Below are 18702 nucleotides of genomic sequence, written 5' to 3' on the forward strand. Positions count from 1 at the left end.
AGGAAGAGCCATGACTACCCCAACCGTCGTATTGGTCACCGGCGTCTCATCCGGTATCGGCCGCGAGACCGCCGCGCAATTCGCCCGGCGCGGCTGTGCCGTATTCGGCACGGTCCGCAATCTTGCCAAGGCAGCGCCACTGCCCGGGGTAACCCTGATCGAGATGGATGTGCGCGACAGCGACTCGGTGCAGCGCGCCATTGCTGAGGTGATGGGCCACGCCGGGCGCATTGATGTACTGGTCAATAACGCCGGGGTGAATATGACCGGTGCCGTGGAAGAAACCACGATTGCCGAAGCGCTCACCTTATTCGAGACCAACTTCTTCGGCATCCTGCGCACCATCCAGGCGGTGCTGCCGCATATGCGCGGACAGCGCCAGGGGAAAATCGTGAACGTGAGTTCGGTGCTGGGATTCCTGCCGGCGCCGTACATGGGCATGTATTCGGCCTCGAAACACGCGGTCGAAGGGCTGTCCGAATCGCTGGATCACGAGGTGCGCCAGTTCGGTATCCGCGTCACACTGGTGGCCCCGGCGTATGCCAGGACCAGCCTGGAGGCCAACTCACCGGTGGCGCAGTCGCCGCTGGCCGCTTATGACCGCGAGCGCGATGCGGTTGCAGCCGCGGTCGCCGGCGCCATCAACAAGGCCCCCGCCCCGGACAACGTCGCGGCAGCCATCGTTGACGCCGCCCTGGGCAAATGGCGCATGCGCAACACGCCGCCAGGCCAGGCATCGTTGCTGAGTAAATTGCGCCGCTTCATGCCGGCTGGCCCGGTGGACGCGAGCCTGCGCAAACAATTCGGACTCGGCTGAGGCCCGCGGCAGGCATTGCGCGGACTACAGGGCGATATCAGGCACTTTCTTCACCTGTCCCGGCTGTTCAGCCGGCGCGGTGACGGGAACAAAACCGCCCAGGTCCGGCGCCGCGATCGCCAATTGCAGCGCTTCGGCGGTGGCCGCCCATTCGGTCGCCAGCAGCTCCGGGTTCTCATTGAGTTTTTTCCCGTAGGTGGGAACGATCTCACGGATTTTGCTTTGCCAGGCGGCGGTTTTCATGCGGTCAGGGAAGACTTTCTCCAGCAGTGACAGCATGATCGCCGGCGAGGTCGAGCCGCCCGGCGAGGCGCCCAGCAGCGCGGACACCGAGCGGTCCGCGGCCACCACCACTTCGGTGCCCAGCTTCAGCACGCCCCCCTCACCGGGCACGTTTTTGATGATCTGGACCCGCTGACCAGCCTGCCACAGGCGCCAATCCTGGTCCTTTGCCTCCGGCATGTAACGGCGCAGCGCGGCCATCTTTTCCTCCTTGGACAACTCCAGCTGCTGCGCGAGGTATTTGACCAGCGCAAATTCATGCATGCCGACCTGCAGCTGCGGAATGATATTGGACGGCGTGGTTGCCTTTGCCATATCGAAGTAGGAGCCGTTCTTGAGGAATTTGCTGGACCAGGTGGCAAACGGACCGAACAGCAGCACAGTTTTGCCATCGAGCACGCGCGTGTCCAGATGCGGCACCGACATCGGCGGCGAGCCGGTATCGGCCAGGCCATACACCTTGGCCAGATGGCGCGCGGTAATCTGCGGGTTTTCCGTGACCAGGAATTCGCCGCCCACCGGGAAGCCGCCATATTGCTTCGCCTCGGGAATGCCCGACAACTGCAGCAGCGGCAGCGCGGCGCCGCCGGCGCCGGTGAAGATGTGACGCGCATCCACGGTCTGAATCCGCGATTTATCCTTGAGGTCGAACGCCGACACGCGCCAGGAGCCGTCGTCGTTGCGCGTGATCGAGCGCACCTCATGCCCGGTCGTCACTTTCACGCCAACGCGTTCACTGAGGTGCTTGTAAAACTGGCGGGTGATGGCGCCCAGGTTGACGTCGGTCCCCAGCGGCGAGCGCGTGGCGGTCACGATCTCGTCCGCTTTACGGCCTTCCATCATGATGGGAATCCACTCTTTGATTTTGACCGGATCGGTGCTCATTTCCATGCCGGCGAACAGCGGCGAGGCCTTCAGCGCCTCCACGCGCTTGCGGATGAACTCGCGATTCTCGGCGCCGAAGACCAGATTCATGTGCGGCGTCGAATTGATGAATTCGCGCGGATGGCCCAGCACGCCCTTGCGTACCTGATGCGACCAGAACTGGCGCGAGATCTGGAAGTTTTCGTTGATCTCCACCGCCTTGGCGATGTGCACCTTGCCCTGCGCGTCCATCGGCGTGTAGTTGAGTTCGCACAGCGCCGAGTGGCCGGTGCCGGCGTTGTTCCAGCCGTTGGAGCTTTCTTCCGCCACTTTATCCAGGCGTTCAAACACCTCGTAGGTCCAGGTCGGCTCCAGCTCCGCCAGGTAGACACCCAGGGTCGCGCTCATGATGCCGCCGCCTATCAACAGGACATCCACTTTGCGATCGGCCTTGTCGGCACGGAACTGGCCGCCAAACAGCACCGAATAACCGCCCCACACGGCGGCAGCGCCTACCGCCGCGCCGATGAACTGGCGCCGGGAAAAGCGGCCGCGTTGGCGGCCGGCTGCCGTGTTGTGATTGTTCGCTTGACTCATGGAAAGGTGCCCTCTTCTGCCTTGACCGCCCCAGAATACACGACATTGCCACCGGCGCCGGTCACGATTGGACGGCACGTCGGCGCGGTCCGCCAAGACATGAAATATTTTCGTGTTCCGCTGAGTTTTCCTCGTTTGTCCCGCCTGCGATGATCACGCAAGATGGCGCCACGATACCCACCATCAGGAGACTGAACATGTTATCGAAAGAACGCGTAGCAATCATCACCGGCGGCGCCGGCATCAACGGCCTGGGCTATGCCACCGCGCGCATGATGGCCGCCCATGGCGCCACCGTGGTGATTCTCGATCTGGCGCCCGCCAACCCGGCCGCCGCCGCCCTGGGACCGCAGCATCTGGGACTGGCCATGGATGTAACCAACAAGGCGCAATGCGAGGCCGCCGCCCGCGCCACCCTGGAGCGGTATGGCCACATCGATGTGCTGTTCAATAATGCCAGCATCACGCAGCCGCGCAAGACGCTCGACATCTCCGCCATCGATTACGATGCCGTGCTGGACGTCAGTCTGCGCGGCACGCTGCTGATGTCGCAGGCCGTGTTGCCGGCCATGCAGAAGCAGCAGCACGGCAGCAGCATCAGCACCTCGTCCGTATCGGCGCAACGCGGCGGCGGCATTCTCGGCGGACCGCACTATTCCGCCGCCAAGGCCGGCGTGCTGGGGCTGACCCGCGCCATGGCGCGGGAATTCGGCCCCGACGGCATCCGCGTCAACGCGATTACCCCTGGCCTGATTGCCACCAATATCATCAAGGACAAGCTGACCGACGACCGCAAAGGCGAGATCGCGCAAGACATTCCGCACCTGTCCGCCTATTGCACCGGCATCACGCTGGACGTCAACGGCGGCATGTTGATCCACCAGGCGCTTAGGTGCCGGCGCCATCGCCGGCAAATCCCTTGATCCAGCCGATCACGGTTTTCACCGCCTGCAGCGTTTCCTTACTTTTCGGCACCGCCATGTAATGCGCGGCGGTCTCGATCGCACACGCGCCAATTACCAGCTCACCCCGGCGCTGACGCTGACCGGCGCGGCCTATTACCAGGATGAACGGAGCGGCGCCCCGTCTGCCGATGCCGTTCCGGTGATGCACGTAGGCCGTACACGCTATGCACTGTCGCGTCGCACCGACCTGTATCTGGTCGGCGCTTACGCCAAAACCAGCCACGGACAATTCGTCAGCCTGGCGCGCGATGAAGCGGGCTTCGGCACCACACAGCGCAGCGTGATGGCCGGCATACAGCACCGTTTCTAATGGCGGCGCCCAGGATTACGAGTACAACAATAGCCCGTCGCCAGCCGCGATCAGGATCACGATGGGTTCCTGCAGCTTTTTAAACCGCAGCAGCAACAAGGCGGCAACCACGGCGATGCCGATGGTTGGCATATCGATCAGCGCGCAGCGCGCCAGCACCGCCACCGAACCGGCAATGGCGCCGATGGCGGCGGCGGTAATGCCATCGACAAACGCCACCACGCCGGGCAGCTTGCCATAGCGTTTGAAGTACGGCGCCGGCAGCACCGTGAACAGGTAGCAGGGAATGAAAGTGGCCAGCGCGGCCACTGAGGCGCCGGGCAGTCCCGCCACCAGATAGCCGATGAAGCCAACCGTGATCACCACCGGTCCGGGCGTGATCATCGCCACGGCAAAAGCGTCGACGAACTGGCGCTCTGTCAGCCGGTGGTGCTCGGTGACCACGCCGCTGTACAGGAAAGGCACGATGGCCAGGCCGGAGCCAAAGACGAAAGCGCCGGCCTTGGCGAAGAACACGGCGATCTGCGTCAACAGCCCGACATCCATCAGCGGCAACGCCGGCGGCTGCACCAGCGCCACGGCCGGCAGGCTGCCCTTGCCGAGCCAAGCCGGCGGCGCCCGCAGCCACCAGACGAACACGCCTGCCGCGATGAAAAGCCAGGCAATCTCCGACTCGGTGATGATGGTGACCACCGCAAGCAGCAGGCAGATGCCCCACAGCAGCCTGTCCTTGCCCAGGCTTTTAAGCGCCAGCTTGCGCGTGCTGAAGCAATGATGGCGATCACCGCCGCGCCGACGCCATAGAACGCCGCCTGCATCCACGGCAAGCCGCCAAAGTGCATATAAGCCCAGCCCAGCAGCACCACCATGAGGAAGGATGGCAGCACAAACGCCAGCCCGGACAGCGTCGCGCCCAGCAGCCGGTAATGGGCGTAACCGAGGTAGATCCCCAGTTGCGCCGCCAGGGGGCCGGGGGCGAGCTGTGCCAGCGCCAGCCCTTCCTTGTAGTCGGCTTCGCTGATTCAGCCGCGCTGCTCCACCAGGTCGCGATGCATATAGCCGACCAATGCGACGGGACCGCCAAAGCCCAGGCTACCCAGGCGCAGCATGTACAACATCATCTGCCACAGCGTGTAGCCCGGGTGGTCATCATGGACTGGATCGTTGCGCATTATTGTCTCCGTGTCAGGCGGAAAAGTGGCGATAGAAGACGTCCAGCACGCCGGACATTTGCACCAGCAGTTGGTCATCGTCGGCCGCATGCTGGCGGGCGCCGGACAGCATGACTTCAAAGCCGGCCGCTTCCGGCACGTAGGCGCCGCCGATATCGAGCGCATGCACCATCGCGCCCAGGCGCATCAGGCCGCGATCGGATTCCAGTCCAAAACTGGCCAACAACACCTCGAACGTCACGCGTTGGCCGACATGGGTGAAGGCGGCCTGATCGAAGTCGAAACCAAGCGCGTCCGCCGGACAATCCTGCGGCGACGCCAGCCACAGGAAGCGGGCCTGGGGGTCGATGAAACGCTGGATCAGCCAGGCGCTGGCCACGCGATCGACCCACAGGCGGCGTCGCGTGGCCCAGGTGCTGGTACTGCGCCGTGTCGCGGCCAGGAATCTCGCCAGCGACCGTCTTCGGCTCGCCCGGCGACAACAGGGCTTCGGCCGCTTGCAGGTACTCGCTCCAGGCGGCTTCGCCGGCGGCACTGGCCTGGGAGGGAAAATAATCGATGCTGGCCAGCGTGGTGTAATCCTTGCGCAGCCTGCGTAGGCTGCGGTTGATGTCTTGCGGGGTTTGCTCCGCCAGCGAGCGCTGGGCAGCCTGCAGCACAGGCAGGAATTCTGCCCACAGCGCGGCGCGATCGAACAGCGCGCGCACCGCTTCGCCGTCATCGTTGGCCAGCGGCTCCGTCGCCATCAGCCATGCGGTGCCGCCTTCGCGGATGGTCTCGGCCACCAGATCGGCCAAGACTTGCCGCAGCGGCTCCCGACTGGGTAGCACGTAGGCGCCATCCCTGAGCGCACCACAACCAAGCGCCTTGAGCGCCCGCCAGATGCGCATCCGGGCCGTGGTGTTTTGGGTTGGCAAGCTGACGATGAGCAGCAGCCAGGGCGAGGGGGCGATATCCATGCATTTAGCACAGCATAATGATGTAGAGTTAGTTGCTAATTAAGTAACGATATCTACAGTTACAAAGCGTGAGACTTCTATATTGGCAAAATGGTATTCTTGCGACATCACCTACTTCCAGGATCAAAATGGATCTCTCAATTCATGCGCCCGCGCGCTCGGTACTACGCAAGATTGCCCGAAAATTGAACCTGCGCTTGCCGTCGCGTAGGGAGCCGGGCGAACGGTCGCCGCAGTCACAATTCGCACCCGCCGCTGTCGCCAACGCGCTGTACCGTGGCATCCTCGACCGCGCGCCGGATCCAAATGGGCTCAGAAACCTGACGGAGCAGCTGGAACGCGGAAAATCAATCGATGCGGCCGCAAAGGAGTTGCTGTCGTCGAGCGAGTTCACGTCGACCATGTTGAAGCAACTGATCCCGCCACATCAATTGCCGGACCTGGTGCAGCTCTATCCCGAACGATACGAGCGTGAAACTACACCCTATGGCGTGCCGATGATTCTGTTCAAAGCTGACAGCGACTGCGATTTCGACTTCATGGAAAACGCCATCGCCCAGCATCGCTACTACGACGGGATTGGTGTATGGGGTGCGAAGATCGACCTCGACAAGCGCATCACGGCGGCCCTGGTGCAGGGCATGGGCGCCACCAGTTGCCTGGAACTAGGCTGTTTCACCGGCGCTGTCATTAGCCAGCTTGAAGAGGCCGGCGTCGACGTGGTAGGACTCGATGTCAGCCACGTGGCATTTGCACTGGCCTACCCCAATATCAAGAACCGCATGGTGTACGCCGATCTGCTCACGGCGCGGCTGGAGCGGCGTTTCGACGCGGTGCTGGCGATGGACATCATCGAGCATCTCAACCCGGTCAAATTCGACCAGTACATCGGGGCCATTGCAGCGCTGGTGTCGGCAGAGGGTTATTTTTATCTGAATTCACCGATGTTCGGCGCGGACGACGTATTCGGCGAAGTATTCGGCGCCTATGTCAGCCAGTGGCGGGAGGCAGGCGAACAACAGCTCTTCCGCCGTCTTGATTGCGACGCGCTGGGCTGGCCCATGCACGGCCATCTGGTCTGGGCCAGCCCCGTATGGTGGGAACAGCAATTTGCGGCGCACGGACTGGTGCGCGATCGCGCAGTCGAACAGGCGATACACGCCAGGCTGGCGCCATTCTTCGCGGACAATCCAGCGCGCAAATGCCTGTTCGTGCTTAAACACCAGGGCAACACGCGCAATGCGCAACAGGTGATCAACGGCATTCATGCCGCGCTCGACAAAGTTCCGGACTTGCCTCGATAAACAAACCGTTACCTTGATCTACCGCTCACCTCCTTAATCTGCTCCACATAATCTCCACACTCCCGCCATCAGACCGTCAAAACTGGCCAGTAACATCGTGGCTTTTTTGACGGGGGAGAAATATGGATCTCAGGTACTGGCCATTGATGGCAGCCGCGCTCGCCTTGGCGGCTTGCTCAGGCCACGCGGAACACACGGCTGCCGAGCAGCCGCCCCCTGTCGTGACCGTACTGCCGGTCGAGCCCAGCCCGGTCACCCTCAACGATGAGCTGCCCGGCCGCGTCGCGGCCTATCGCAGCGCCGACATCCGGCCGCAAGTCGGCGGCATCGTGCGGCGCCGGCTGTTCGATCAAGGCGCCGAGGTGCGGGCCGGGCAAAAGCTGTTCCAGCTGGACCCGGCGCCGCTGCAGGCGGAATTCGATGCCGCCGCCGCGTCGCTGCAGCACGCGCTGGCGACGCTGGCGCGCGCCGAACGCCAGGCCGAACGCCTGCAGCCGCTGATCGGCGCGGACGCCATCAGCCGCCAGACCTATGACGACGCCGTCTCCGAGCGCGACCTGGCGGCAGCCAGCGTCGCCCAGGCGCGCGCCGCACTGGAACGCAAACGGCTCGACCTGGCCTTCGCCACCGTGCAGGCGCCGATTTCCGGCCGCATCGGCCAGGAGCTGGTGTCCGAGGGCGCCCTGGTCGGCCAGACCGACGCCAACCCGATGGCGCGCATCATGCAAATCGATAAGGTGTATGTCGACGTGCGCCAGCCGGCCTCGATGCTGGCCTCGCCGCACGCACTGCGCGCGGCGGCCAGCCAGACGGTGGTGATCCTGTCGCCCGACGGCCAGCCTTACCAGGCGGCAGCCAAACTGCTGTTCACCGACCTGAACGTCGATGCCGGCACTGGCGACACCATCATCCGCATCCTGGTCGACAACAAAGACCGCAAGCTGCTGCCGGGGATGTTCGTGCGCGCCCGCATCACCCGCGCCGATCCCGATCAGGCGTTGCTGGTGCCGCAGCAGGCGGTGCAGCGCCGCGCCGACGGCAACGCGACGGTCTGGACGCTGGATAAAACCGGCAAGGCCAGCCAGCGCGAAGTCGCCGTGGGCGAAGTCATCAATCACCAATACCTGGTGCGCAGCGGTCTGCGTGCCGGCGAGACGGTGGTGGTCGAAGGCCAGGAACGCTTGCAGGAAGGCCTGCATGCGCAACAGCATTTGTGGAAGCCGCAAGCGTCCACCGCACAACGATAAGGACCACAACCGATGTCCCAGTTTTTTATCCGCCGCCCCGTGTTCGCGTGGGTGGTGGCGATCTTCATCACGCTGTTTGGCCTGATCGCGCTGAGCAGGCTGCCGATAGCGCGCTTCCCGTCGGTGGCGCCGCCCAGCGTCTCAATCTACGCCAGCTATCCGGGCGCGTCGCCGCAGACCATGAACGATGCGGTGGTCAGCCTGATCGAACGCGAACTGGCGGGCGTGAAGAATCTGCTGTACTTCGAATCGTCGGCCGATACCTCGGGTTCGGCTTCGGTCACCGTGACGTTCCAGCCCGGCACCAATCCCGAACTGGCGCAGGTGGACGTGCAGAACCGCCTGAAAGCGGTCGAAGCCCGCCTGCCGCAGGCGGTGCGCCAGAGCGGTCTCACGGTGGAATCGGCCTCCTCCAGCTTTCTGATGATTATCAGCCTGAATTCCACCAAGGGCCACAATGAACAGGCGCTGGGCGACTATTTGGCGCGCAACGTGGTGGAGGAACTGCGCCGCGTGCCTGGCGTCGGCCGCGTGCAGCTGTTCGGCGCCGAACGGGCGATGCGGATCTGGGTCGATCCGGCCAGGCTGGTCGCGCACAACGTCTCCATGGGCGACGTCACCGGCGCCATCGCCCAGCAGAACGTGCAGATCGCGCCGGGCCGGATCGGCGATGCGCCGTCGGTTGCCGGCCAGCGCGTGACCACCCCGCTCACCGTGCAGAGCCAGTTGCGCACGCCGGAGGAATTCGCCGCCATCGTGCTGCGCGCCGAGCGCAGCGGCGCCAGCGTCACGCTGGGGGATGTGGCGCGGGTCGAACTGGGGTCGCACGACTATACCTTCAAGACGCGCGAAAACGGCAAGACCTCTTCCGGCCTCTCGGTCGCGATGACGCCCGGCGCCAATGCCGTCAAGACGGCGGCGCTGATCCGCGCCCGCATGGACGAACTGGCCACCGCCATGCCGGCCGGCATGGAGTACAGCGTCCCCTTCGATACCGCGCCGTTCGTCAAGGTCTCGATCGAGAAGGTGGTGAGCACGCTGCTGGAAGCCATGCTGCTGGTATTCCTGGTGATGTATCTGTTCCTGCAAAAAGTGCGCTACACCGTCATTCCCGCGATAGTCGCGCCGATCGCCCTGCTGGGCACCCTCGCCGTGATGGCGCTGGCCGGCTATTCGGTCAACGTGCTCACCATGTTTGGCATGGTGCTGGCCATCGGCATTATCGTCGACGACGCCATCGTGGTGGTCGAAGCGGTGGAACGCCTGATGGCGACCGAAGGGCTGTCGCCGCGCGCGGCCACGCAACGCGCCATGCGCGAGATCGGCGGCGCCGTGGTCGGCATCACGGCCGTGCTGACGGCGGTCTTCATCCCGATGGCGCTGGCATCCGGCTCGGTCGGCGTGATCTACCGCCAGTTCACGGTGGCGATGGCGACCTCCATCCTGTTCTCGGCGCTCCTGGCGCTGACGCTGACGCCGGCGCTGTGCGCCACCATGCTGGCGCCGGTATCGGCGCACGACCACGCCCAGCGCGGCTTGTTCGGCTGGTTCAACCGCCGGTTCGAACGCCTGACGGCGCGCTACACCGCGCGCACCACCGCCCTGATCCAACGCGGCGGACGCATGATGGCGGTGTATGGCGTCATTGTCGCGCTGGTGGCCTGGGGCTACACCCGGCTGCCCTCCTCGTTCCTGCCGGACGAGGATCAGGGCTATTTCATGACCTCGATCCAGCTGCCGTCGGATGCAACCATGGAGCGGACGATGGAAGTGCTCAAACAATATGAGCAGCACGTCGCCAGCCGGCCCGGCATCGCTGTGAACCAATCACTGATCGGCTTCAGCTTCTCCGGCTCCGGACCCAACGCCGGCATGGCGTACACCATGCTGAACGACTGGAAGCAGCGCAAGGGCGCCACCACGCAGGAAGAAGTCCAGCTGGCGCAACAGGCCATGGCCGCCGCCCGCGAGGGCACCGTGATGGTGACCATGCCGCCCACCATCGACGAACTGGGCAACTCGTCCGGCTTCTCGCTGCGCTTGCTGGACCGCGCCAACCTGGGCGGGGAGGCGCTGCAGGCGGCGCAAGACCGGTTGCTGGCCCTGGCAGCCGGCAGCCAGCTGCTGACCGGCGTCTACCCGGATGCGTTGCCGTCCGGCGCCAGCGTGCGGCTGGAGATCGATCGGCGCAAGGCGGAGGCGCTGGGCGTGCCATTCAGCGCCGTGGCCGACATGCTGGCCGGCGCCACCGGTGCCAGCTATGTCAATGACTTCGCCAACGCCGGCCGCATGCAGCAGGTGATCGTGCAGGCCGACGCCTCGGCCCGCATGCAGGTCGACGACGTGCTGGCTCTGCGCGTCCGCAACAACGCCGGCGCCATGGTGGCGCTGCGCGAGATCGTCCATCCGGTGTGGGAGCAAAGCCCGCTGCAACTGTTACGCTACGACGGCTACCTGGCCGCCCGCATCGGCGGCAGCGCGGCGCCGGGCGTCTCCAGCGGCGCGGCGATGCAGGAAATCGAGCGGCTGGCCAAACAGCTGCCGTCCGGCTTTGCCGTGTCCTGGAGCGGGCAATCGCTGCAGGAACGGGAGTCGGCCGTCCAGGCGCCGCTGCTGATGGCGCTGTCGATGCTGGTGGTGTTCCTGGTGCTGGCGGCGCTGTACGAGAGCTGGGCCATCCCGTTGTCGGTGATGCTGGTGGTGCCGCTCGGCCTGCTGGGCGCCTTGCTGGCGGTGGCCGTGCGCGGCATGCCCAACGATGTGTTTTTCAAGGTCGGCATGATCACCACCATCGGCCTGTCGGCCAAGAACGCGATTCTGATCATCGAATACGCCCGCCAGCTGCACGCGCAAGGCATGGGGCTGGCGGCGGCCGCCATCGAAGCGGCGCGCCTGCGCTTGCGCCCTATTCTGATGACGTCGCTGGCGTTTACCCTGGGCGTGGTGCCGTTGATGCTGGCCTCCGGCGCCAGCGCCGAGACCCAGCGCGCCATCGGCACCGGCGTCTTCGGCGGCATGGTGGCGGCCACGGTGCTGGCGATCGTGTTTGTGCCGGTGTTTTTCGTGGTCGTCGTCGGTGGCGCGGAACGGTTGGGACGTCTGCGCCCACGTCAAGGAGAACAGCATGGGCAGTAAGTTAATCAGTGTCTCGGCGGCCCTGCTGGTCCTGACGGCGTGCTCGATGAATCCGCCGCTGGCCACGCCGGCGCTGCCGGTTGCCGACCGCTACCACGCGGACGCGGCGGCCGGCGCCATGCCGGCATGGCGGCCCATGCTGCCCGACCCAGTCCTGCAGCAACTGGTGGAGCTGTCACTGGCCAACAATCGCGATCTGCGCGAGGCGGTGTTGAACGTCGCCGCCGTGCAGGCCCAATACCAGTTGCAGGACGCCGCCCGCCTGCCCGTGCCGGAGGCCAGCGGCGGCGGGTCGCGCCAGCGGCTGTCATCGGCCGAGGCGCCGCGCGGCGCGGTCCAGCAACAGACCAGCGCCGGCATCGGCATCAGCGCGTTCGAACTGGACTTGTTCGGCCGCCTGCGTTCCCTGTCCGATGCGGCGCTGGCACGCTACCTGGCGTCGGTGGAAGGCCAGCGCGCCGCGCGGCTGGCGCTGATTGCGGCCGTGGCCGATGCGTATCTGGAACTGCGCCTGACCGAACAGCAGGCTGCCCTCACCGAACGCACGCTGCAGGATTGGCGCCTGTCGCTGCAGCTCACCGAGCGCCTGCATGGCGCCCGGCAGCGCAGCGGCCTCGATGTGGCCCAGGCCGCCGGCCAGGTGGCGACGGCGGAAGCGGACCTGCACGCGCGCGAACGCGCGCTGCAGCTGGCACGCAACCACCTAGAACTGCTGCTGGGGACCGCGCTTCCGGCCGACCTGGCGCCGGGCGGCGCGCTCGCCGGGCAGCCGGTGCTGACCACCCTGCCCGCCGGCGTGCCGTCGGACCTGCTGACCCGCAGGCCGGATATCATGCAGGCGGAGCAGACGCTGGCCGCCGCCAACGCCGACATCGGCGCCGCGCGCGCCGCCTTCTTCCCGCGCATCGCGCTCACCGCATCGGCCGGCTACAGCAGCGCCGGCATGGGCAGCCTGTTCAGGGGAAGCAACCGCAGTTGGTCGTTCGCGCCGCAGATCACCCAGCCCATCTTCCAGCGCGGCCAGTTGCGCGCGGAGCTGCGCCTGGCCGAAGTGCGCAAGGCGATCGCTGTGGTGCAGTATGAGCGCGCCATCCAGAGCGCGTTCCGCGAAGTGAACGACGCGCTGGACAGCAACCGCAGCTACCAGCAGCAGATCGTGGCCCAGCAACGCGTGGTCGAGACTGCCGCGCGGCGCGAACGTCTGCTGACGCTGCGCTACAGCGCCGGCCTGGACAACCGGCTCGAACTGCTGGACGCCCAGCGCCAGTCGTACAGCGCCCAAAGCGCCCTGCTGGAGCTGCGCCGCGACCACTTCAAATCCGCCATCGGGCTGTACAAGGCGCTCGGCGGCGGGGTCGACTGATGCGGTATCATGACGCCATGAACCCGCACACCGCCCCATCCGCATCCGACCCGGACCTGCAAGCGCTGGTGCTGGTGGCCGAGGACGAATCGGAAATCGCCCAGATTCTGATGGCTTACCTGGCCCGTGCCGGCCTGCGCGTGGCGCACGCCGCCGACGGCCGCCGCGCGCTGGAAATGCACCTGATGCTCAAGCCCGACCTGGTGCTGCTGGACGTGCAGATGCCGCACGTCGACGGCTGGGCCGTGCTGTCGCAGATCCGCCAGCGCGGCAATACCGCCGTCATCATGCTGACCGCGATGGACCAGGACATCGACAAGCTCACCGGCCTGCGGATCGGCGCCGACGATTATGTGGTCAAACCCTTCAACGCCGCCGAGGTGGTGGCGCGCGTATTGGCGGTGCTGCGCCGGACCGCCGGCCAGGCGCAGCAGACGCCGCAGAAATTGCTGCTGGCCGGCACCCTGGAGATCGATCTGGAGCATTACGAGGCGGTCGTCATCCGGCACGGTCAACGCCAGACGCTGGCCCTGACCCTGACGGAATTCCGCCTGCTGGCGCACATGGCGCGCGCGCCGCGGCGCGTGTTCACCCGTGCCGAGCTGCTGACGGCCTGCCTGCCGGAGGGCGAAGCACTGGAGCGCACGGTCGATAGCCACCTGAGCAAACTGCGCCGGAAAATCGACGCGGCCGGTGCGCCCGACCTGCTGGAGAGCGTGCGCGGCGTCGGCTACCGGCTGGGAAAAGGCACATGAAGCTGAACGCTGGCATCAGCCGCCAGATCTCGCTGTCGATGGCGCTGGTGGTGCTGGGTGTCATCCTGCTGGTCCAGGTCAGTTCGTATGCGCTGTATGCGTGGATGCTGCGCACCGCACCGGAATCGTTCAACGATCCCTATGACCTCTGGCCCAGCAAGGAAGAACTATACTGGCTGGTGGCAACCACCATCATCTCGGTGGCGATTGCCGTCATCGCCGCGGGCAAACTGTCACGCCGCATTCTGGCGCCGTTGAATTCCGTCGCCGAAAGCCTGCGCCAGATCGCCCAGGGCAATCTGGCCGCGCGCGCCCTGCCCTATCATCAGGCCATGGGCGAAGCGGCGCAACTGGTATCCGACTTCAACCTGATGGCGGAACGTCTGCAGCACATGGAGCGGGAGCGCGTGTTCTGGAACGCCGCCATCGCCCACGAGCTGCGCACCCCTGTCACCATCTTGCGCGGCCGCCTGCAAGGCATCACGGAAGGCGTGTTCGTGCCGGATCAGGCCCAGTTCGAGAGCCTGCTGGCGCACGTTGAAGGGCTGGGGCGGCTGATTGAAGACCTGCGCATGGTGGCGTTGGCCGACAGCGGCCACCTGGGCCTGCTGCGCGTCGAGGCCAGCCTGGCCAGCGAAGCGCTTACCGTACTGCACCTGGCGGAGCCGATGCTGCGCAGCGCCGGTTTCCAGCTCCAGCTGCAACTGGGACCGGAACAGGTCATGTGCGATCCCATGCGCATCCGCCAAGCCTTGCTGGCATTGCTGGAGAATGTGCGCAAGCATGCCACGCCGGGCGTCGTCCGCATCAGCAGCAGCGTGAGCGATGGCGTCTGCCGCCTCTGTGTTGAAGACCAGGGGCCGGGCATCGACGCCGCGCTGGCGCAGCACGTATTCGACGCGTTCCAGCGTGGCGATCCCTCCCGCTCCGGCACCGGCGGCAGCGGACTGGGCCTGGCCGTGGTCAAGGCGATCGCCATCGCCCACGGCGGACAGGCGAGCTGCCGTCCTTCCACGCTGGGCGGTGCGCTGTTCGAAATCCGCTTCCCGCAGCAGTAATCCTGCTTGCACCGCTCCATTCAATCTCCATATTGCGGCCATTCCCTGTCCACACAGGAATTTTAAGCTCCTGCATTTGGTATGGTCGCAGGAGCAACAGAATGCATGCAATATCGGTACCGCCGATTTCCCCCTTGTCTGGATGTAGCAATTTTCATGGTTTGAAATGGTTGCGTGAAGGCGCAAAGTTGCGCATACGGGCGACGCTTCATCCTGTCGCCACCGGGGCCTGGCTCGCGTTTCTGAATTCGGATGTCTTCTTCTCGGATCTGGTGGCAATGCGTCCGCGGCTGGTTGGCAAAATCTACCGCCCGTACCACAGCAATACGATGTCGTGCCTGCAGCGCGTGTCGACGCTGATTGATCACTACCGCTTCATCCAGCGTTTAGGCTGGGGGCCGGCGACCTTGCAAGCCGCCACCGCGCCATGCGAAGTGGCCAGCCTGGCCGGCAAATCGGGCGCGCCATATCGTCTTCAGCTGTGCGCTGTCGAGCCCATGGAACGGGAAGGAGAGTTGACGCTGCGCCTGCTGTGTGGCGACATCCTGGTCTACACATGCGCGTTCACCTTCATCCAGACTGCACACGGCATGAAACTCGGCATAGGTTGTCTGCAGGGCCCGCGCGCCGAACGCGGCCTGGAGCTGATACGCGCAGCGACACGGGACTTACATGGCCTGCGTCCCAAGGACCTGATGGTCAAGCTGCTGCGCTCGCTAGGTGACGAGGTCGGCTGCAAGCAGATGCAGTTGGTGAGCAATCGTAACCGGGTCGTCCTGAGCGCCCAGCGGCAAGGGAAAGTGCACGCCGACTATGATGATTTCTGGCGCTCCTGCGGCGCGCAACTTGCTCAAGACGGCAACTACCAGTTGGCGTGCGGACCGATCGAGCCACCCGATCTGCAGGACATCCCCTCCCATCGGCGCTCCGCTGCGCGCAAGCGTCACGCTGCCCTGTCCCAGCTGGCAACCGCATTGGCAACCAGCTTGAACCGGACGGCGAGCAACAAACTGTGATCACATGAACAAAAAAATAATGCCTTCCGCGGTCATGATGACCGTACTCGCTGCGCTTTCTGGCTGTGCGACCACCGCATACCCTGATTTCAACAGGATATTGGACAGTGCTATCGGCAAAAGAAATGCGCAACTGCATCTGCCTTTAGATCTGCCATTAAAGCAGTACAGCGACGGCGGGCGCACAGTGATCGAATACGCCTATCTGCGCCCGCATTATTGCCGCTGGCGCTTTTCCTACGATAAGGCCGGTCGGATCACCCAGTGGGCCTATCCAGACGATACGGCGCGCAGCGAGTGTACCGCCCTTGCATTTCATATCAGGTAGCGGCCCAAACTAGACGGCTTTGCGCGGTATGGTGCCTGATCGTCGGCAATATGGAGCAACACCAAACATTTTTTATCGCTTGCAATATAATCGCATAAGATAAACATCCTATTCAACTCACCACGATGGGCGTTTGATGAAAATTCTTTACCTGATTGCTTTGGGCATGGCGCTTCCCGCATGGGCAGCGCCGAACGCGAATGCTTGCGCAAATGGCTTGTGCGGCGCGAGCGGTTTGTCACTCAAAACGCTGGAGGCAGCCACGCACGAAGAGAAGCCCGCGACAGGCAGCGTGCGCGAAGAATTGCGCCGCGCCGAGCCGCAACGCGACGCCTGGATCCGCAACCTTGGCAATCGCGAAGACCGCGAAAACTACAACTGCGCGCTCAGTTTCGGCATAGGTGGGCAGTTGGGCAAGGACGGTTTTATTGGCTCACGCGTGATGGGCCAGACGCAAACCTGGCGCTCCCCGGGAGGCGACACCAAGCCCTGAACGAGTCATCGGCATGCGAACTTTCAGCATTGTTTTTAAACGAGTAGATAGTCATCTAAAATGAGCGCACCGTGGCACGACCTTTAAGTGAAGCCAAACAGCAAGCAATCCTGGCCGCAGCCACCCGCATTATCGCAACCAGGCGGCATGCTCACGCCGGCCTGTCCCGGATTATGGAACCAGGCGCAGCAGGAAACGTTCCGTCGCATTACCGACTTTATACATCACAACAGCAACGCCAAGGCCGGCATACCGCTCGGCCATGCCGGCCCGCGCAAAACGTTGGCCAGCAACGGCGACAGCGGGCCGCCTTGCTGCGTCCCCTCGTGCCGCGACTGCACCACGCCATGGTCCATGCTGCCGCTGTTCAGATCGGCGCGAACCAGCCGGATCACTCCAGTGTCGTCAACACGTTTCCGTAGGCGGTCAATCAGGATGTCGTGGTTGACCCGGTCGAAGAACCGCGCCAAGTCCACATCCACCACGGTCCGCCGCCCCGACTGGACGTACGCACGAGCGGCAAGGACCGCGTCCTGCGCACGCCGGCCCGGACGGAAGCCGTAGCTGTGCTCACTGAAAGTGGATCAAGAATCGGTTGCAGCACCTGAAGCAGTGCTTGCTGGATCAGCCGATCCGTCACCGTTGGAATGCCAAGCTCGCGCTCGCCACCGTTAGCAGCCGCACTAGCTTGCTGATGGTCAAACTTTGTAAGGCCCAAAAAGCAAAAAGGGCAGCCACATTGGCTGCCCTTTACATTTTGGAGCGGGAGAAGAGTCTCGAACTCTCGACCTCAACCTTGGCAAGGTTGCGCTCTACCAACTGAGCTACTCCCGCTGAGGAGCTTTGGAGGCGAGGATCGGAGTCGAACCGACCTAGACGGCTTTGCAGGCCGCTGCATAACCGCTTTGCTACCTCGCCAGAGGAAACATTTACTACGAGATAACAGCTGGTTACGCGCTGCAATCCGAAATTCTGGAGCGGGAGAAGAGTCTCGAACTCTCGACCTCAACCTTGGCAAGGTTGCGCTCTACCAACTGAGCTACTCCCGCATGGAGTTTTTACCACTTACGACGTTGCTCTCGTTTCCTGAGAAACTGGAGCGGGAGAAGAGTCTCGAACTCTCGACCTCAACCTTGGCAAGGTTGCGCTCTACCAACTGAGCTACTCCCGCATTTCGAGTCCAGCATCATAACAGGTGACTGTTGTTTTTGCTAGTACTACTTGTTTTTGATGACGTCGCCTGGAGCGGGAGAAGAGTCTCGAACTCTCGACCTCAACCTTGGCAAGGTTGCGCTCTACCAACTGAGCTACTCCCGCTTTGCTTCGTCGTCATCAACAACAGGCCAGCATTATAGAGGTTCTACGGCGGCTGTCAATGCTCAATGAAAATATTGTTTATACGGTTAGATTTGGCCCGATTTTTCCTTGATCAGCGGCCAGGCCAGGCGCAGGTAGTAGAACATCGACCACACGGTCAGCACCGCCGCCACTTCCAGCAGGCGCGCGCCCCAGAACTGGCTGTCCAGCGCGCCCCACAGCACATCATGGAACAGCAACAGCGGGATCGCGGTCATTTGCGCCGTGGTTTTGATCTTGCCCAGCGAGCTGACTGCCACCGATTTCGAGGCGCCGATCTGCGCCATCCACTCGCGCAGGGCCGAAATGGCGATCTCGCGGCCGATGATGATGAAGGACATGACGGCGTTGGCCCGGTCCAGCTGCACCAGCACCAGCAAGGCGCCAGCCACCATCAGCTTGTCCGCCACCGGGTCGAGAAAGGCGCCGAAGGCCGAGGTCTGGTTCCAGCGGCGCGCCAGGAAGCCGTCAAACCAGTCGGTGACGGCCGCCACGATGAACACCAGCGTGGCCGCCAGGTTCTGATCCGCGACCGGTAACACGGTGGTGGGCAGGTAGTAGACACCCACCACCAGCGGAATCAGCGCAACGCGCAACCAGGTCAACAGAATCGGGATATTGAAAGGCATAAGCTCGAAATAAAGTGCGGCCATGAAAATGTGTAATGCGCCGCTAGTCTAC

14 protein-coding genes, 5 tRNA genes and 3 pseudogenes are annotated in these 18702 nt (G+C 64.0%); 12 read left to right on the plus strand and 10 right to left on the minus strand.

Annotation, left to right across the window (positions count from 1 at the left end):
• Window positions 1-10: 10 nt before the first annotated feature.
• Window positions 11-817, plus strand: a complete 807-nt coding sequence (locus ABDW57_RS09270; RefSeq protein WP_343729918.1) for an oxidoreductase — start codon at window positions 11-13, stop codon at window positions 815-817.
• A 24-nt stretch (window positions 818-841) separates the two neighbouring features.
• Here the strand turns inward: ABDW57_RS09270 and mqo are convergent, their stop codons facing one another.
• Window positions 842-2560, minus strand: coding sequence for a malate dehydrogenase (quinone) (mqo, locus tag ABDW57_RS09275; RefSeq protein ID WP_343729919.1), 1719 nt, complete (start codon window positions 2558-2560; stop codon window positions 842-844).
• A 197-nt stretch (window positions 2561-2757) separates the two neighbouring features.
• Between mqo and ABDW57_RS09280 the strand changes: the two genes are divergently transcribed.
• Window positions 2758-3483 carry an SDR family NAD(P)-dependent oxidoreductase gene (locus tag ABDW57_RS09280; RefSeq protein WP_343729920.1) on the plus strand — a complete coding sequence of 242 codons (726 nt, stop codon included), beginning with the start codon at window positions 2758-2760 and terminating at the stop codon, window positions 3481-3483.
• A 61-nt stretch (window positions 3484-3544) separates the two neighbouring features.
• Window positions 3545-3835 (plus strand): hypothetical protein, encoded by a 291-nt coding sequence (locus tag ABDW57_RS09285; RefSeq protein WP_343729921.1) that lies wholly within the window; start codon window positions 3545-3547, stop codon window positions 3833-3835.
• Between the two features lie 15 nt (window positions 3836-3850).
• Here the strand turns inward: ABDW57_RS09285 and ABDW57_RS09290 are convergent.
• Window positions 3851-5007: pseudogene (locus ABDW57_RS09290) on the minus strand (chromate transporter).
• A 13-nt stretch (window positions 5008-5020) separates the two neighbouring features.
• A pseudogene (locus tag ABDW57_RS09295) lies at window positions 5021-5966 on the minus strand (chromate resistance protein ChrB domain-containing protein).
• A 128-nt stretch (window positions 5967-6094) separates the two neighbouring features.
• On the opposite strand from ABDW57_RS09295, the gene ABDW57_RS09300 reads away from it, so the two are divergent.
• From ABDW57_RS09300 to ABDW57_RS09340, 9 genes are all read left to right on the plus strand, one after another.
• A complete protein-coding gene (locus ABDW57_RS09300) occupies window positions 6095-7270 on the plus strand; it encodes a methyltransferase domain-containing protein (protein ID WP_343729922.1) in 1176 nt (391 codons plus the stop codon).
• 122 nt (window positions 7271-7392) lie between these two features.
• Window positions 7393-8517 carry an efflux RND transporter periplasmic adaptor subunit gene (locus tag ABDW57_RS09305; RefSeq protein WP_343729923.1) on the plus strand — a complete coding sequence of 375 codons (1125 nt, stop codon included), beginning with the start codon at window positions 7393-7395 and terminating at the stop codon, window positions 8515-8517.
• 12 nt (window positions 8518-8529) lie between these two features.
• Window positions 8530-11652 (plus strand): multidrug efflux RND transporter permease subunit, encoded by a 3123-nt coding sequence (locus ABDW57_RS09310; protein WP_343729924.1) that lies wholly within the window; start codon window positions 8530-8532, stop codon window positions 11650-11652.
• On the plus strand, window positions 11642-13015 hold the full coding sequence (locus ABDW57_RS09315) for an efflux transporter outer membrane subunit (protein WP_343729925.1): 1374 nt from the start codon (window positions 11642-11644) through the stop codon (window positions 13013-13015). Before ABDW57_RS09310 ends, ABDW57_RS09315 begins: the two co-directional genes overlap by 11 nt.
• Window positions 13016-13032: 17 nt before the next feature.
• Window positions 13033-13770 carry a response regulator gene (locus ABDW57_RS09320; RefSeq protein WP_343729926.1) on the plus strand — a complete coding sequence of 246 codons (738 nt, stop codon included), beginning with the start codon at window positions 13033-13035 and terminating at the stop codon, window positions 13768-13770.
• A complete protein-coding gene (locus ABDW57_RS09325; protein WP_343729927.1) occupies window positions 13767-14828 on the plus strand; it encodes an ATP-binding protein in 1062 nt (353 codons plus the stop codon). Before ABDW57_RS09320 ends, ABDW57_RS09325 begins: the two co-directional genes overlap by 4 nt.
• Before the next feature lie 101 nt (window positions 14829-14929).
• Complete coding sequence (locus ABDW57_RS09330) at window positions 14930-15844, plus strand: VirK/YbjX family protein (RefSeq protein WP_343729928.1); 915 nt, start codon at window positions 14930-14932, stop codon at window positions 15842-15844.
• A 4-nt stretch (window positions 15845-15848) separates the two neighbouring features.
• Window positions 15849-16172, plus strand: a complete 324-nt coding sequence (locus ABDW57_RS09335; protein WP_343729929.1) for a hypothetical protein — start codon at window positions 15849-15851, stop codon at window positions 16170-16172.
• A 136-nt stretch (window positions 16173-16308) separates the two neighbouring features.
• Window positions 16309-16665 carry a hypothetical protein gene (locus ABDW57_RS09340; RefSeq protein ID WP_343729930.1) on the plus strand — a complete coding sequence of 119 codons (357 nt, stop codon included), beginning with the start codon at window positions 16309-16311 and terminating at the stop codon, window positions 16663-16665.
• Between the two features lie 278 nt (window positions 16666-16943).
• Here the strand turns inward: ABDW57_RS09340 and ABDW57_RS09345 are convergent.
• The 7 genes and pseudogenes from ABDW57_RS09345 to pgsA all read right to left on the minus strand — a co-directional run.
• Window positions 16944-17335, minus strand: a pseudogene (locus ABDW57_RS09345) (reverse transcriptase domain-containing protein); the annotation flags it as partial.
• 88 nt (window positions 17336-17423) lie between these two features.
• A tRNA-Gly gene (locus ABDW57_RS09350) sits at window positions 17424-17499 on the minus strand.
• Between the two features lie 10 nt (window positions 17500-17509).
• A tRNA-Cys gene (locus tag ABDW57_RS09355) sits at window positions 17510-17583 on the minus strand.
• A 55-nt stretch (window positions 17584-17638) separates the two neighbouring features.
• Window positions 17639-17714, minus strand: a tRNA-Gly gene (locus tag ABDW57_RS09360).
• 46 nt (window positions 17715-17760) lie between these two features.
• Window positions 17761-17836 (minus strand) — tRNA-Gly (locus ABDW57_RS09365).
• A 70-nt stretch (window positions 17837-17906) separates the two neighbouring features.
• Window positions 17907-17982: transfer RNA gene (locus ABDW57_RS09370), tRNA-Gly, on the minus strand.
• A gap of 86 nt (window positions 17983-18068) precedes the next feature.
• Window positions 18069-18650 carry a CDP-diacylglycerol--glycerol-3-phosphate 3-phosphatidyltransferase gene (gene pgsA, locus ABDW57_RS09375; protein ID WP_343729931.1) on the minus strand — a complete coding sequence of 194 codons (582 nt, stop codon included), beginning with the start codon at window positions 18648-18650 and terminating at the stop codon, window positions 18069-18071.
• Window positions 18651-18702: the final 52 nt, after the last annotated feature.

It is taken from the genome of Duganella sp. (assembly GCF_039595735.1).
In the GTDB taxonomy this organism is placed as follows: Bacteria; Pseudomonadota; Gammaproteobacteria; order Burkholderiales; family Burkholderiaceae_D; genus Rugamonas.

Bases quoted from the DNA above. Each gene is read 5' to 3' on its own strand.
- ABDW57_RS09270 (WP_343729918.1), top strand. From the start codon at position 11: ATGACTACCCCAACCGTCGTATTGGTCACCGGCGTCTCATCCGGTATC.
- mqo (WP_343729919.1), bottom strand. From the start codon at position 2,560: ATGAGTCAAGCGAACAATCACAACACGGCAGCCGGCCGCCAACGCGGC.
- ABDW57_RS09280 (WP_343729920.1), top strand. From the start codon at position 2,758: ATGTTATCGAAAGAACGCGTAGCAATCATCACCGGCGGCGCCGGCATC.
- ABDW57_RS09285 (WP_343729921.1), top strand. From the start codon at position 3,545: ATGCGCGGCGGTCTCGATCGCACACGCGCCAATTACCAGCTCACCCCG.
- ABDW57_RS09300 (WP_343729922.1), top strand. From the start codon at position 6,095: ATGGATCTCTCAATTCATGCGCCCGCGCGCTCGGTACTACGCAAGATT.
- ABDW57_RS09305 (WP_343729923.1), top strand. From the start codon at position 7,393: ATGGATCTCAGGTACTGGCCATTGATGGCAGCCGCGCTCGCCTTGGCG.
- ABDW57_RS09310 (WP_343729924.1), top strand. From the start codon at position 8,530: ATGTCCCAGTTTTTTATCCGCCGCCCCGTGTTCGCGTGGGTGGTGGCG.
- ABDW57_RS09315 (WP_343729925.1), top strand. From the start codon at position 11,642: ATGGGCAGTAAGTTAATCAGTGTCTCGGCGGCCCTGCTGGTCCTGACG.
- ABDW57_RS09320 (WP_343729926.1), top strand. From the start codon at position 13,033: ATGAACCCGCACACCGCCCCATCCGCATCCGACCCGGACCTGCAAGCG.
- ABDW57_RS09325 (WP_343729927.1), top strand. From the start codon at position 13,767: ATGAAGCTGAACGCTGGCATCAGCCGCCAGATCTCGCTGTCGATGGCG.
- ABDW57_RS09330 (WP_343729928.1), top strand. From the start codon at position 14,930: ATGCATGCAATATCGGTACCGCCGATTTCCCCCTTGTCTGGATGTAGC.
- ABDW57_RS09335 (WP_343729929.1), top strand. From the start codon at position 15,849: ATGAACAAAAAAATAATGCCTTCCGCGGTCATGATGACCGTACTCGCT.
- ABDW57_RS09340 (WP_343729930.1), top strand. From the start codon at position 16,309: ATGAAAATTCTTTACCTGATTGCTTTGGGCATGGCGCTTCCCGCATGG.
- pgsA (WP_343729931.1), bottom strand. From the start codon at position 18,650: ATGCCTTTCAATATCCCGATTCTGTTGACCTGGTTGCGCGTTGCGCTG.